This window comes from Chryseobacterium taeanense, from assembly GCF_900099685.1.
Lineage (GTDB): Bacteria > Bacteroidota > Bacteroidia > Flavobacteriales > Weeksellaceae > Chryseobacterium > Chryseobacterium taeanense.
In genome coordinates, this window is the sequence record NZ_FNDW01000011.1 from 145668 (window position 1) to 160292 (window position 14625).

General features: G+C 36.0%; 12 protein-coding genes. 9 read left to right on the forward strand and 3 right to left on the reverse strand.

The annotated features are described in order from the left end of the window. Window positions 1-22 precede the first annotated feature (22 nt). The 7 genes from BLR30_RS14585 (at window position 23) to BLR30_RS14615 (ending at window position 8881) form a co-directional block, all read left to right on the forward strand. Complete coding sequence (locus BLR30_RS14585; RefSeq protein WP_089860491.1) at window positions 23-1183, forward strand: glycosyltransferase family 39 protein; 1161 nt, start codon at window positions 23-25, stop codon at window positions 1181-1183. 38 nt (window positions 1184-1221) lie between these two features. Continuing rightward, window positions 1222-1734 carry a DUF7935 family protein gene (locus tag BLR30_RS14590; protein WP_089860495.1) on the forward strand — a complete coding sequence of 171 codons (513 nt, stop codon included), beginning with the start codon at window positions 1222-1224 and terminating at the stop codon, window positions 1732-1734. 21 nt (window positions 1735-1755) lie between these two features. Then, window positions 1756-2367, forward strand: coding sequence for an inorganic pyrophosphatase (locus BLR30_RS14595; protein ID WP_089860498.1), 612 nt, complete (start codon window positions 1756-1758; stop codon window positions 2365-2367). A gap of 235 nt (window positions 2368-2602) precedes the next feature. Further along, the gene (locus BLR30_RS14600; RefSeq protein ID WP_089860502.1) at window positions 2603-3061 is read left to right on the forward strand and encodes a hypothetical protein; all 459 of its coding nucleotides are present in this window, start codon (window positions 2603-2605) and stop codon (window positions 3059-3061) included. Between the two features lie 92 nt (window positions 3062-3153). After that, the gene (locus tag BLR30_RS14605) at window positions 3154-4236 is read left to right on the forward strand and encodes an efflux RND transporter periplasmic adaptor subunit (RefSeq protein WP_089860505.1); all 1083 of its coding nucleotides are present in this window, start codon (window positions 3154-3156) and stop codon (window positions 4234-4236) included. Between the two features lie 15 nt (window positions 4237-4251). Next, a complete protein-coding gene (locus BLR30_RS14610) occupies window positions 4252-7413 on the forward strand; it encodes an efflux RND transporter permease subunit (protein WP_089860508.1) in 3162 nt (1053 codons plus the stop codon). Continuing rightward, a complete protein-coding gene (locus BLR30_RS14615) occupies window positions 7406-8881 on the forward strand; it encodes a TolC family protein (protein ID WP_089860511.1) in 1476 nt (491 codons plus the stop codon). The genes BLR30_RS14610 and BLR30_RS14615 overlap by 8 nt, the downstream gene beginning before the upstream one ends. A 152-nt stretch (window positions 8882-9033) precedes the next feature. Here BLR30_RS14615 and BLR30_RS14620 read toward each other — a convergent pair whose 3' ends face one another. After that, window positions 9034-10389 carry a hypothetical protein gene (locus BLR30_RS14620; RefSeq protein WP_089860514.1) on the reverse strand — a complete coding sequence of 452 codons (1356 nt, stop codon included), beginning with the start codon at window positions 10387-10389 and terminating at the stop codon, window positions 9034-9036. Between the two features lie 226 nt (window positions 10390-10615). Here BLR30_RS14620 and BLR30_RS14625 point away from each other — a divergent pair, with 226 nt between their 5' ends. After that, window positions 10616-11446, forward strand: a complete 831-nt coding sequence (locus BLR30_RS14625; RefSeq protein ID WP_228400779.1) for an HAD family hydrolase — start codon at window positions 10616-10618, stop codon at window positions 11444-11446. 58 nt (window positions 11447-11504) lie between these two features. On the opposite strand, the gene BLR30_RS14630 is transcribed toward BLR30_RS14625, so the two are convergent. Continuing rightward, window positions 11505-11924 (reverse strand): hypothetical protein, encoded by a 420-nt coding sequence (locus tag BLR30_RS14630; protein ID WP_089860520.1) that lies wholly within the window; start codon window positions 11922-11924, stop codon window positions 11505-11507. Between the two features lie 326 nt (window positions 11925-12250). Between BLR30_RS14630 and BLR30_RS14635 the strand changes: the two genes are divergently transcribed. Beyond that, window positions 12251-13828, forward strand: coding sequence for a Na+/H+ antiporter (locus BLR30_RS14635; RefSeq protein WP_089860524.1), 1578 nt, complete (start codon window positions 12251-12253; stop codon window positions 13826-13828). Here BLR30_RS14635 and BLR30_RS14640 read toward each other — a convergent pair. Further along, a complete protein-coding gene (locus BLR30_RS14640) occupies window positions 13814-14143 on the reverse strand; it encodes a hypothetical protein (RefSeq protein WP_089860528.1) in 330 nt (109 codons plus the stop codon). The genes BLR30_RS14635 and BLR30_RS14640 overlap by 15 nt on opposite strands. Between the last annotated feature and the right edge of the window lie 482 nt (window positions 14144-14625).

Here is a 14625-nt window from a genome sequence, read left to right on the forward strand (position 1 = left end):
TAATAAAATTTAAACAATTAAAATGTCAACAATAGGTAAGAATATTGCAGGTTTTCTGTTATCGGTTTATTTATGCATCATGTCATATTATCTCTACACGCATCAGTATTTCAATGCAGATATTGAGGCATATATGGGATTAGTATATAAGTATAATTTTCCTGATATGAAGATTGAAGAGATACACAAAAAGGTGTATGATGAGCTGAAATCTAAAGATCCCGACACCGGCAAAAGCGATCTCAGCCATAAAGAAGAAGCTTTTGGTGAAAATACCTATTACCAGACTTTATCTGAAAATCCCAAAGCATATGAAGAAGAGCTGAGTCTTTTTACGGTAAAGCCCCTGTATAATTTTGTCAATTCTATTTTTTTCAGACTTGGGTTTGATGCTTCTACATCTACTTTTTTGATTACCATAATTTCATATGTTTTAATTGTAGCTCTTATTTTTATTTTCCTGTCGGATATTCTTAAAAATCATTATCTGGCATTACTTTTAACCATTTTAATTTCTTTGTTTAAACCTTTACTGGATACTTCCCGCCACGCCACGCCCGACGGTCTTTCTACTCTGGTCCTTTTACTGAGCTTTTATTTTGCTGTGGTGAAGAAAAACCTTTGGATGGCTGTTCTTTTTGGAGTTCTGTGCATACTTACACGACCTGAATATTTTATTTTTTATAGCCTGTTATTGGTATTATTGTATATCTTCAGATCAGATTTTTCATTTAAATCAAAAAATATTGTGTTCTCATTCATTCTTTTTGCTTTCACTTTTGGAATTATACAGTATTTCAATCAGATTCCATGGTCGGTGCTATTTATGAATCAGTTTACCAAAGTTCAGCTGTATCCGATATCAAATCCGGATTCTTTTAATTTTCATGAATATCTGGCGTGCATCAAAAGCAAAGTGCTTTTCGAATTCAATACTTCTTATTTCCCGCTGCTTTTAATATTTATTATAATTATCCTAGATTATAAAATGCTGAAGAAAAAAGACAGAAAGTCACTTATGTATCTGGGGCTTTTTGTGGCTGTTTATTTCACTGTATTGATCCGTTTTTTTATGTTTCCCAGTCTGGTAAACAGGATGATGGTTGGTTTTTATCTGATTATTATTTTGGCGCTGATTGCGTGTCAGAATTCCAAATCTCAAATAATGAGAAAGACTGCATAATTATTCTAAAATTATCATTAATTTTGCTACCTCAAATTATGGCAAGTTTTTCAGGATATTTACCGTACGCTTTTGCATTAATTATTGCAATACCATTTCTGGTTTTGTTCAGACAGTTTGTATTTACTTATATTAAACTTAAAGAACAGGAAATCAAATTGCTTACCGTAAAGTCAAATACCGGAAATAAGGCTCAGTCGTATGAAAGGATGACGCTTTTTATGGAAAGAATAAAACCGTCCAATCTCATCCAGCGCTTTGATAAAGATCTTGCCGTTCACGAATTCATCTTCCTTACAGAAAAAACGATCAACGAAGAATTTGATTATAATTCTTCTCAGCAGCTTTACATTAGCAAAAATTCTTGGAAAAATATTGTAGATTCCAAGAACGCTGTCATTGATTTGCTTCATAAAACGTATCGTGAGATCAATGGGAATGCGACACTTGATGAATTTAAAACGGTTTTTATTATCAATTTCATCAATGGTGAAGATTATATTAACACCACAATTGAAGACCTGAAAAGAGAAATTTTAATAATAGCTTAACTAAAAAAATAAAATTAAATAATGATTCCAAATTTTAAAGCACATCCTTGGCACGGGATTTCTGCAGGAGAAGATGCGCCAAATGTCGTAAATGTTTTTGTGGAGATCGTTCCTTCAGATACCATAAAATATGAAGTAGATAAAGAAACCGGATTCTTAAAGGTAGACAGACCTCAGAAATTTTCCAATATTATTCCGGCATTGTACGGTTTTGTTCCAAGAACGTATTGCGATACAGGAGTAATGAATTTAGCGATAGAAAGAGGTGCAAATGATGTTACAATGGGAGATCATGATCCGCTTGATATTTGCGTTCTGAGTTCTCACAACATCCATGCGGGAGGTTTGTTAATGGAAGCTATTCCTATTGGTGGTTTCAAAATGATTGACGGAGGAGAGGCAGACGATAAAATTGTTGCCGTAATGATCGGTGACCATGCTTTCGGACATTTCAGAGATATTACAGAATTGCCTGAAGCTGAAGTGAAACGATTAATGCATTATTTCCTTACGTATAAAAACCTTCCGGATGAACCTGCGAAATGCCGAATCCAGGAAGTGTATGGTGCTGAACATGCTAAAAAAGTAATCAAAGCTTCTCAGGAAGATTACTCCAATAAATACGGAGGATAATTTTTCTCTGAGAATAAGTATTAAAAAGGATAAATGAGTTTCTCGTTTATCCTTTTTTGTTAATTAAGTGATGATAAAAAAATTCGGTAGTTTCAAAAATTTTTGATTTTTATCCTTTAAAGTGATTTTGTTATCTGATAATAGCTTTGAAAACTGCAAAATATCACTTTTTAACTTTTTTTTAATCCCTTCTCCCTTGCGACCAAATTGAAGTTTGCTTAGATTTGTACCCGCAATGAAAGGAAGATTTTATCAATATGTATATAGCTTGCTGTTTGCCCTGCTGACTGTTTTGGGTTGGTATTACGGGCAGGTTCAGCAATATATTTCAGGAGATGAAAATTCTGGCATTACATTCGTTTCAGATAACGGTATTTCACAAAATAAAAAATCGGATACTTCTTTTCTCCTGACGGGAAATCACAATACAGCTGATCTTTACAATATCAGCCATCCGCATTACAGCAAATTAAAGGCAAATCTTACTGAAAATGACAATGAGAATGATGAGAATGTAGATTCATCAGAATCATTAGAGATGTTCTTTCTTTTAAGAGAAGGCTTCTGGAATCTAATCTCAGATTTCGTTACAACATTTCACAACAGAAAAACAGCCGTAACCCTTGCTCATTCCGGGCTTCTAAAAACAATGTATGATGATCTGTACATCCAGTACAGAGTCATCAGACTGTGATTCCATAATACTTTTACACAAAATCGTTGGCTTTCATCCTGAAGGCCTGCACTTCTATTTTTCAAATCTAAATTATTATAAATACTATTATCATGGTCAAGAAAAGTCTCATGTATGTAAACCTGTGCCTTATTCTTTGGTGCGTAAGCTGTCAGTCTGAAAAGAAAGAAAAAACCGAAGCAGCCACATTTAACGTTACAAGCCCTCTTGTAAAAGATACGTTGATTGACAAAGAATATGTAGCGCAGATCCGTTCTATCAATCACATCGAACTCCGTGCGCAGGAAAAGGGGTACATTCAGTCGATTTATGTAGATGAAGGGCAATTTGTTCACAAAGGTCAGCTATTATTTAAAATCATGCCTAACCTCTATGAATCTGATGTAAACCGAGCCAAGGCAGAAGCAAAATATGCCGAAATAGAATATCAAAATACAAAAAACCTTTCCGATAAGGATATTGTTGCTCCGCAGGAAATGGCTATGGCTAAAGCAAGATATGAAAAAGCCAAAGCCGAGCTGTCTTCTACCAATACACATCTTCAGTTTACTGAGATCCGTGCACCTTTTTCAGGTATCGTGGGAAAATTGCATGTACGTAAAGGAAGTTTGGTGGATGATGGAGAATTAATCACGGAACTTTCCGACAACAGCAAAATGTGGGTTTATTTCAATGTTCCGGAAGCAGAATATCTTAATCAGATGAGCGATCATAAAAATGATCCACTTCATGTTCGCTTAAAAATGGCCAATGGTAAAGAATTCAGCCAGGACGGAATCGTAGAAACTATAGAATCTGATTTTAACAATGAAACAGGAAATATCGCTTACAGGGCTACTTTTCCAAATCCTCAGGGACTTTTAAGATATGGTGAAACCGGAAACATCCTCATTACCTCTCCGTATCCCGATGCAGTAATGATTCCTCAGAAAGCAACCTTTGAAGAGCTTGAAAAAAAATATGTCTATGTGATTACCAAAGATAATAAGGTAAAAGCAAGAGAAATTAAAATTGCTGCCGAATTACCTCATATCTATGTAGTTGCTTCGGGTCTGAGAAAAGATGAAAGAATCCTTCTGGACGGTCTTAGACTGGTACAGGAAAACCAGAAGATCACATCAAAATATCAGAAACCTGAAAAAGTAATGTCTAATCTGGATCTGTATGCAGAATAACCCAAAAGCAGAAATATGTTTAAGAAAGTAATACACAGACCGGTTTTTGCCATTGTCATATCGGTGGTTATTTTATTTATCGGAGGGTTGGCTATCAAGCAGCTGCCCACTGAACAGTTTCCGAAAATTGCTCCGACTACGGTGGCTGTTTCCATCGCCTATCCCGGAGCAAGTGCAGATGTATTGGTGAAATCTTCTCTTATTACCATTGAGAATGCCATCAATGGTGTTCAGGGAATGCGGTATATCACGACTGACGCTACCAGTGCCGGGGAAGCAACTGTGAATGTAGTTTTTGATCCCGGAACCGATCCCAATGCCGCAGTAGTGTTGGTGAAAACCCGTGTGGATCAAGTAATGCCGCTTCTTCCTGAATTGGTACAAAAAGAAGGAGTAGTGGTAAATCCGATTCAGCCAAGTATGCTGATGTACGTCAATCTTTACAGTACGAGTAAAGATATGGACGAAAAATTTCTATACAATTACGCCACTGTCAATATTATCCCGGAAATCAATCGTATTCATGGGATTGCAAAGTCTCAGATTTTAGGAAGTAGGAAATATGCCATGAGAATCTGGCTCAATCCTGACAGGATGCGTGCTTATGATATTTCCGTGGATGAAGTGATGAAAGCCATTGGTGAGCAGAGTATCATCGGCCGTCCCGGGAGAATCGGACAAAGCTCGGGTATCGCAGCACAGTCTCTGGAATATGTATTAACCTACAAAGGTCAGTATAACAAGCCGGAAGAATATGAAAATATCATTGTTCGTTCCAATTCAGATGGGGAAAATATTAAGCTTAAAGATATTGCTAAAGTAGAATTAGGAAGTGAATTCTTCGATATTTATTCTAATTTGGATGGGCATCCTTCGGCTTCCATCGTATTAAAACAGAATTACGGAAGTAATGCCAACGACGTGATTAAAGACGTAAAGGCAAAGCTAGAAGAAATGAAAGCAAACTTTCCACCCGGCGTTGATTATAAAATCAGTTATGATGTTTCACAATTCTTGGATGCCTCGGTAGAGCAGGTAATGCACACCCTAAGAGATGCCTTTATTCTTGTAGCTATTGTGGTATTCATTTTCCTTGGTGACTGGCGTTCTACTTTAATTCCGATTATTGCCGTACCGGTTTCATTAATAGGAACCTTCTTCGTAATCCAGTTATTTGGTCTTTCTATTAATTTGGTAACGCTTTTTGCCTTGGTATTGGCGATTGGTATCGTGGTAGATAATGCCATTGTAGTGATCGAAGCGGTACACGCGAAGATGGAAGAAAGCGATATTTCACCATATAAAGCTGTAAAAGAAGTAATGGGCGAAATTGCCGGAGCTATTATTGCTATTACTGCGGTAATGGTAGCGGTATTCATACCTATTTCGTTTATGACAGGACCTGTGGGAACATTTTATCGTCAGTTCTCCATTACCATGGCAAGTTCTATCGTAATTTCTGCGGTTGTGGCCCTTACATTGACACCGGTATTGGCAGCGATGTTATTGAAAAACAATCACGGGAAGCCGAAAAAATCAAACCTGTTTACCAAATCTCTGGATTCTTTTAACAAAGGATTTGATAAAATTACTGGTAAATACGCCTCATTCCTGAGAAAGATTGTAAGCCGAAAAGTGGTGACCTGGGGAATCCTTATTGCTTTTTGTGCAGGAATTTTTGTTATTAATAAAACACTTCCGGGAGGATTTATTCCTAACGAAGACCAGGGTACTATTTATGCTATCGTTCAGACTCCTCCGGGATCTACGCTCGAGCAGACGAATAAAGTTTCAAGAGCTTTGCAAAAAATATGTCAGGGCGTAGATGGTGTAGAATCTGTTTCATCACTGGCGGGTTATGAAATTATGACGGAAGGTCGTGGTTCTAATGCAGGAACGTGCCTCATCAACCTGAAAAGCTGGAGTAACCGTAAGCATAATGTAAAAGAAATCATGGAAGAGTTGGAAGAAAAGTCCAAAAATCTTGGTGCCACCATTGAATTTTTTGAACCGCCTGCTGTTCCCGGATTCGGATCTTCCGGAGGATTTTCCGTACGATTGCTGGATATGAACAGAACCACAAATTATCAGGATTTTGATAAGGTAAACAAAGCTTTTATCGCTCAGCTTAAAAAACGTAAGGAACTTACGGGCGTTTTCACCTTCTTTGCTGCCAACTATCCTCAATACGAGCTTGTTTTTGATAATAATGCTGCGATGCAGAAAGGAGTTTCCATAGGTAAAGCTATGGATAATCTCAACATTCTGATCGGAAGTACTTATGAGCAGGGGTTCATCCGATTCGGACAGTTCTTTAAAGTCTATGTACAATCGTCACCGGAGTTCAGAAGGCTTCCTTCGGATATTATGAAACTTTATGTGAAAAACGATCATGATGAGATGGTTCCGTATTCCGCATTTATGACGCTAAAAAAGACACAGGGACCAAATGAGATTACACGGTACAATATGTACAATTCAGCGGCAATCCGTGGACTGCCGGCTTCCGGATATACTACAGCAGATGCTATTCAGGCTATTAAAGAAACCGCTGCGATGAGCCTGCCACACGGCTATAAAGTTGCATGGGAAGGTTTATCTTATGATGAAGCACAGCGTGGTAACGAAGCTATTTATGTATTTCTTGTGGTATTGGTTTTCGTGTATCTGGTGCTTGCTGCTCAGTATGAAAGTTTTATCATCCCTTTTGCCGTATTGCTCTCTCTTCCTGTAGGGGTATTCGGATCTTTCTTATTGCTAAAAGCAATGGGATTAGAGAATGATATCTACGCACAGGTAGGACTCATTATGATTATCGGATTACTGGGTAAAAATGCTGTACTTATTGTAGAGTTTGCCGTTAAAAGGCGACAGTCGGGAGATTCTATCCTGGAAGCAGCTATTGAAGGTTCAAAAGCGCGTTTCAGACCGATTCTTATGACTTCATTTGCCTTTATTGCAGGACTTATTCCTTTGGTTTTTGCAAGCGGTGCAGGGGCAATCGGAAATCATACCATCGGTGCTTCCGCACTGGGAGGAATGCTGGTCGGAACCCTTTTCGGGGTGATTGTTATCCCTGGACTCTATTATATTTTTGCCAAATTATCAGACGGCAGAAAAATGATTAAAGATGAAGACGAATCACCATTAAGCGAAGACATGATCCATTATGAATAAAAACAGAAATAAAATATATCAATATGCAGGTTTGTCGTTGCTATTATTAAGCCTTGCAGCCTGTAAGCCGGTAGAAATAGAACAACGTGCGGAAAACAGAACTGTACCGGAAAAATATGCTTCCGCAGAAAATGCTTCCGCCAATTCAGCCAAATTGAAATGGAATGAATATTTCAGCGACCCCAACCTTCAGTCACTCATAAATGAAGCACTGAAAAATAATCAGGAACTGAATATCATGCTTCAGGAGATTGAAATTTCAAAGAATGAAATCAGAGGCAGAAAAGGGGAATATCTTCCTTCTGTGGGCTTGAAATCCGGTGCAGGTGTAGATAAAGTAAGCCGTTACACGAATATAGGGGCGATGGAAGCCAACACGGAAATCGAACCGGGAAAGGAAATGCCCGATCCGTTGTTTGATTTTGGTGTTGGTGTTCAGGCCAAATGGGAAACCGATATCTGGGGAAAACTTCACAATGCAACAAGAGCTCAGGTACAGAGATATCTGGCAAGCATTGAAGGCAGAAATTTTATGGTGACCAACCTGATTGCAGAAATCGCCGATTCTTATTACGAGCTGCTTGCGATGGATAATGAGTTGGTTATTTTAAATCAGAATATTAAAATCCAGAACGACGCGCTGAGTATTATTAAAGAATTGAAAAAAAATGCCCGGTCTAATGAGCTTGCTGTGAAAAGGTTTGAAGCTCAGGTACTGAAAACCCAGGGGATGCAATATGATATTCAGCAGAAAATCGTGGAGACTGAAAACAGGATCAATTACCTGGTAGGGAGATTTCCTCAGCCGGTAGAAAGAAGTCATGATAATTTTGATGAGGTTGTTCCGCAAAAAGTCTATGCCGGGATACCATCCGAACTTCTGGAAAACCGTCCGGACATCAAGCAGGCGGAATATGAGCTGGCTGCTTCAAAACTTGATATCAAATCTGCGAAAGCAAGATTTTATCCTTCACTGGATATCGGCGCAGGTTTTGGCTTGCAGGCTTTTAATCCGACTTATCTTGTTAAGCCTGAATCATTCCTGTTTTCGCTGGCTGGTGAACTTACCGCGCCACTTATTAACCGAAGTGCTATTAAAGCAGCTTATTACAATGCCAATGCAAAACAGATACAGGCAGTCTATCATTATGAACAGACGGTTTTGGGTGCTTATATTGAAGTTGCCAATCAGTTATCTAAGATCAAAAATCTGAACAGTAGTTATAACATCAAAGCGAAAGAGGTGGATGCTTTAACGAAATCCATCGATATTTCCAATGATCTTTTCAAATATGCAAGAGCCGATTATATGGAAGTGTTGCTCACCCAACGTGATGCTCTGGAATCTAAATTTGAGCTTGTTGAAAAAAGAGTCAACCAACTGAAAGCCAGTGTTGCTATTTACAGAGCACTTGGTGGAGGATGGGATCAGAATCCGCTGACTCCTCCGGGTATTATCAAAAAGTAAATGCCTTACTAAATTTTTTATAACGAGGGCTTACCGAAAGGTAAGCTCTTTTTATTTTATATGTTCATTAATGTTTAAACACTTATTGATTTCAATATGGAAGAACATTCATTTAAGCTCAGCTGATATCAAAAAAAATTCTATTAGAGATTTTATATAGTATCAATCCAATTATAAATATCAATTGACTGAGGGATTTCAAGTTTTTTTCTGAGTCTGTATTTTTTATTTTGTACGGTACGAGTCTCAATAAAAGTATATTTTGCAATTTCTTTAGTCGTCAGTTTTAGCTTCAGGAGAGCACAGAATTCTATTTCAGATTGCTGAAGATCGGGGTTAAGCTTCAATAGTTTATCAGAAAAATCGGGAAATGCATTTTCAAAGGCAAACATGAAGGCGGGATCGTTATTTTGTACAAGCGTTATAAGATTGTTAAATAAATCATGTAGATTCTGGTTATTTTCAATACTTTTTTTCTTTTTTAATTTTAAATAAAAGAATACAGATCCTGCCAGAACGATAACAATGGAAAGTCCCCAGATAAAAAAACTGAGGGTAAACTTTTTGTTCTGTTCCTGCTCATCTTTACTGATGACTTCCTGCAGAGAATTGTATTTACTCTGAAGCATCTGAAGATCATTCTGTTTTATTTTATTCTCATAATAGTCGGCACTATCTTTTCTTCCTGTTTCGCGATAAATCTCCTGAAGAGACTTATACGTATCGTTTATATTGAGCTCTATTCCGGTTCGCTGAGCGACTTTAAGTGCTTTGTGAAAATTTCGTACTGATTCTTCATAGTTCTTTTTTTTCATGTAATAATTTCCGAACACTGTAAAATTGGTAATCATTGATTTGTCGTCGGAGATTGCAGAAGGCTTTATTTCAACAGATTTTTTAGCAAAGTAAAAAGCAGAATCAAGATCGTATTCAGAATAGATACTTGAAATATTGGAATAATTAACATATTGAAATTTCGCAAACTCATTTTTATCCTGAATTTCATTTCCGGATTTTATTTCTTCCAGAATCTTTTTTGCTGCATTTCTGGGTTCATTCTTATCCAGATAAACATTCGCGAAACTGCTCAGCACATTAGCTTTTGCATAAAAGATCTTTTTACTTTTCAACTGACTTTTTTGTAGTATTGAATAGGCATTGTTAAGATGAACAATTGCTTTGTTGTAGAACTTATTTACAGAATAGGTCTCGGCAATATAGACATTGGCCATCGCCTCATAATACACATTTTCATAGCGTTCTGAAGCTTTCTGTAACTGTTCAGAAGAAATGATAAGGCTGTCAACGAGGTTTTTGTTATAAAAATAGAGGCTTTTTCGTTCCAGTAATTGCATTTCTGCCAACGAATCCTTTAGTAATTTTGAGGTCTTTATTAGCTGATTCAGCTCAAGATAGGCTCTGTTAATATCTGTACGGAATAGACTTGAGTTTGATTTTAATTTAGTTTTAAATTGTTCACGTTCTTTCTGAGACTGAGAATAGCTCATTGAATAGAAACAAAATAGAAACAAAAAAACCAGCCGTACATTTCTCATCATTACTTCAGATACAATTATGAATTTTATGTAAATTTAAGAATTATATTGATATTCTATTTGAAATTTATAACTGAAGATACACAGGTAGAAAAAAAATACATTAATATTCATCAATACTGGAATGCTAAAAACTTTATGACCTGAAATTACATTAAAATATAAATAATATATTTGTATGGAATTTAAAGACACTGAAAAATATTGTATGGATAATATCAGGATGATTGTAACGGATATGGACGGAACTTTTCTGAACTCAGAGCACCAGGTAAGTCCTGATTTTCCGGAAGTTTATGCAGAGCTAAAAAAGAGAAATATTTTATTTGTCCCGGCAAGCGGAAGACAGATGCTCGGAATTACCAAATATTTTGGAGATATCGAAAATGAAATGGCTTTTATTGCTGAAAACGGAGGATATGTGATCTATAAAAATCAGGAACTTTTTGCCGATAAGATGGAGCAGCAGCATATTGCTGAAATAATCAGATCTATTCGTGCTATTTCCGGGGCAACCGCTGTTTTGTCTGGAAAGAAAAAAGCCTATGTAGAAACAGATAATCAAGATTTTATTTCTTATATATCTCAGTTTTATACTGATAATGAGATTGTGGAAGATTTAACGGTGAGGAATGATGACAGTATCTTTAAAATTGCAGTTTATCATCCCGAAGGTTCTGAATTAAACGTTTATCCTTTATTAAAAGAATTTGAAAAATATAATCTTGAAGTGGTAGTCTCCGGAAAATATTGGCTCGATATCATGAATAAGAATATCAATAAAGGAAACGCGCTGGAAAAGCTTCAGACTGCACTTGATATTACACCACAGCAGACAATGGCTTTCGGAGATTATATGAATGATATAGAAATGCTGAAAAATTCCAAATATTCATATGCAATGAAAAATGCGCACCCTTCGGTAAAGCAGGCTGCCAGTTTTGAAGCTTGTTCCAATGATAATTTTGGAGTCTTAAAAATTATAAAAGATTATCTGAATACAAACTAAAAAAAGATGCTGTTTCAATGAAGAAACAACATCTTTTCTGATTGGAAATATATTATAATTAAGATTCGGTGCCTACTAATCCATAGCTTGTGGATGCCGGCTCTTTTCCGAAAAGACAAGAGAAAATGTTCTGAAATTCATGGATGTATTTACATCTTATTGAATTACCATAAATTTTCAATCCGTCTACAATTTTTCGGGAGCTAAGGTCAATATCATATTTTATGAATGTTTCCGGTCTTTCATATCTGATTCTTTGATCAGAAATATATGTTCTTAGAAAGCCGAATTTTTCCAGCCATTCTTCAGTAATCTGTATCGGCTTTATAGAGTCTGCCGGAACTGAAAAACTGTGAATGTCATTTTCAATTTTCACAAAATAATCTTTTTCATTATTATCCTGAAATATTTCAGTAATATTATAAATCTGATTTTTGTATTCTACTAGATTTTTGATTTTTAGATCTGCAACGTTCATGATATTTTGTGGTGTTTGAGTTATTATTCTAAATTGGGTGAATATTTTATATATTAATATTTACAAATACTATGCCTTATGTTTTGAATAATATTTTAAATAGATGTTAATTTTAATCTGCTAAATTCATAAAAAACTATTTATCTATTTGATTAACAATTGTTTGTTGTTTAAAAGTATGTGCAAGAATGTTCAAAATATGGTATCCATGTGGTACTTTGTTTTTTTAAATTTATCTATCTAGATTTACATATCCTAAAACATTGATTTATAGATGTAAATTTTTCAAAAAATAACTAAATTTATTCCTTAAAAATCATTTTTCAATGATGGAAAATTTTCCTTTCTACTTATCACTTGTCATTATTATAATACTTTTAATAATGTTGGCAAATAAAATCAAAGTAGCCTATCCAGTTCTGCTTGTCGTTGCAGGCTTGCTTATCAGTTGTATTCCTGATATCCCTTCCATTAAAATAGATCCGGAGCTAATCTTTATTATCTTTCTCCCTCCGTTACTGTATGAAGCAGCATGGACGATTTCATGGAAAGAATTATGGAAATGGCGAAGAATCATAACGAGTTTTGCATTTCTCATCGTATTTCTTACGGCAACTACAGTGGCTTTTGTGGCCAATCATTTTATTCCGGGGTTTTCTTTGGCGCTTGGTTTCTTATTGGGCGGAATAGTGTCGCCGCCGGATGCCGTAAGTGCCGGAGCAATCTTGAAATTTGTAAAAGTTCCTAAAAGAATGTCATCAATCCTTGAAGGAGAAAGTCTTCTGAATGATGCTTCTTCATTGATTATTTTTCGTTTTGCCATGATTGCTGTTGCAACAGGCCAGTTCATCTGGCAGGAAGCGGCTTTAAGTTTTTCATGGATGTTGATCGGCGGGATCGGCATTGGAGTATTGATCGGCTGGCTATTCATGAAAGGCCAGAAAATTCTCCCTACAGATGCTAATATGGATACTGTCCTTACGATTGTGGCTCCTTATTTAATGTATATAGCCGCTGAAGAAGTTCACAGCTCCGGAGTGTTGGCGGTAGTGAGTGGTAGTTTGCTTTTATCCAACAATCGCCACAGCTTTCTGAGTACCTCTTCAAGACTTCGTGGTATTAATGTTTGGGAAAGTTTAGCTTTTGTTCTGAACGGTCTCGTATTTATTTTAATCGGTCTCGACCTGCCGGAGATCATTTCGGGGCTGGAAGGGGTGAGTGTTTCATCGGCAATTGGCTATGGGCTGTTAATTACAGCTATTCTTATATTGGTAAGGTTTTTCTCTGCTTATGGAGCGGTAGTGGTGACGCTTATTGCGCGAAATTATATCAAAGTCGCTGATTCCAGAAATCCGGGGCTTAAAGTTCCGTCGGTATTAGGCTGGACAGGAATGAGAGGTGTTGTTTCTCTTGCGGCAGCTTTATCGATTCCGGAAAAATTATATACGGGCGGCCCGGATTTTCCTCAGAGAAATCTTATCCTATTCATTACTTTTGTGGTCATCCTTACTACCTTGGTCGTACAGGGGCTTACCCTGCCTTATATGATAAGGAAAATACATCTGCCGGAATATGACGATCATCTTCCTGATGATGAAGCGGAAGACATGATTCGCCGTGAACTGGCTAAGCTGACAGTGGATCATTTAAAGGAAAACGATCTGATTGATAAAAGTGTATTTCTGAAGCAAATACACGATAAATGGAAAGGCAAAATAGAAGAAGAATCTGATATTAAAATTTCCGCCGAAACTAAAGATGCCTATCTGAAACTGCTTGATGCTCAGAGAGCCTGGCTTATTGATCAGAATCATGATGAAAAACAATATTTTGATGAAGACCTCATCAGAAAACATCTTCTCAAAATTGATCTTGAAGAAGAAAAGATTTTATTGATTCATTAAAAATACAAGCAATTTCTGCAAATATTCATCTTCCTTCAATACTTTGTTGTAAGACTGCCGTGCATAGATTGGAGAAAGTTCATAATTTTCCGGTCTTAGGTTGATGTCCTCGTTTTCGATATAATTAAGATGCCGGGTGTAATCTTTGATAAGCTTATTAATCGTTTTTCTCTTTATTTTACACAGCGTGTTGTTTTTAATCTTGTGTAATGAATTCAGGATGAAAGATTTGTCTCCATGAAAATGTATGATATTTTTTGCGAAAGAAAGGTTGTGGTTATCCTGTAATACAGAATGTTCATCTTCAAAAATCATGATCGTTAAAGGTGTTAAAGGTGTGAAATAGTTTAAAATACTTAGTATATGATGTTTAACAATCAATTGACGGGAATTGAAAAAGATTTTCTGAGTACCTGTATAAGGCAATCTTTCGGTGTGGTGAAGTAAACAGACATCATATTAAATTTAAGATTGGTGTGTAAAAATTGATAAAGTTTTTATTTTCAATTTATATTTAATTTTATTTCAAAAATCTAACCAAAAGTATATTTTACTTTTAAAAGACTAAAAATTTGTAATAAAACTATTTAAAGTTATAACAATTTTCAATAAACAATGAAGATGTGGTATATTTTACCTTTAATTTTATTTATTATATATTAATAAAAAACCTCCCGGATTACGAGAGGTTTAAAATTGGATATATGTCTTGTCCTGAAATAGCGATACACAAATTTTATCGTTATGGAAAACAATCAAGAAAATCGCTATGTAAAGCGAACCCAAAAAGACTATTC

Excerpts from the sequence above, each read along its gene's own strand:
- BLR30_RS14585 (WP_089860491.1), top strand. The coding sequence starts at position 23 with ATGTCAACAATAGGTAAGAATATTGCAGGTTTTCTGTTATCGGTTTAT.
- BLR30_RS14590 (WP_089860495.1), top strand. The coding sequence starts at position 1,222 with ATGGCAAGTTTTTCAGGATATTTACCGTACGCTTTTGCATTAATTATT.
- BLR30_RS14595 (WP_089860498.1), top strand. The coding sequence starts at position 1,756 with ATGATTCCAAATTTTAAAGCACATCCTTGGCACGGGATTTCTGCAGGA.
- BLR30_RS14600 (WP_089860502.1), top strand. The coding sequence starts at position 2,603 with ATGAAAGGAAGATTTTATCAATATGTATATAGCTTGCTGTTTGCCCTG.
- BLR30_RS14605 (WP_089860505.1), top strand. The coding sequence starts at position 3,154 with ATGGTCAAGAAAAGTCTCATGTATGTAAACCTGTGCCTTATTCTTTGG.
- BLR30_RS14610 (WP_089860508.1), top strand. The coding sequence starts at position 4,252 with ATGTTTAAGAAAGTAATACACAGACCGGTTTTTGCCATTGTCATATCG.
- BLR30_RS14615 (WP_089860511.1), top strand. The coding sequence starts at position 7,406 with ATGAATAAAAACAGAAATAAAATATATCAATATGCAGGTTTGTCGTTG.
- BLR30_RS14620 (WP_089860514.1), bottom strand. The coding sequence starts at position 10,389 with ATGAGCTATTCTCAGTCTCAGAAAGAACGTGAACAATTTAAAACTAAA.
- BLR30_RS14625 (WP_228400779.1), top strand. The coding sequence starts at position 10,616 with ATGGAATTTAAAGACACTGAAAAATATTGTATGGATAATATCAGGATG.
- BLR30_RS14630 (WP_089860520.1), bottom strand. The coding sequence starts at position 11,924 with ATGAACGTTGCAGATCTAAAAATCAAAAATCTAGTAGAATACAAAAAT.
- BLR30_RS14635 (WP_089860524.1), top strand. The coding sequence starts at position 12,251 with ATGATGGAAAATTTTCCTTTCTACTTATCACTTGTCATTATTATAATA.
- BLR30_RS14640 (WP_089860528.1), bottom strand. The coding sequence starts at position 14,143 with ATGATTTTTGAAGATGAACATTCTGTATTACAGGATAACCACAACCTT.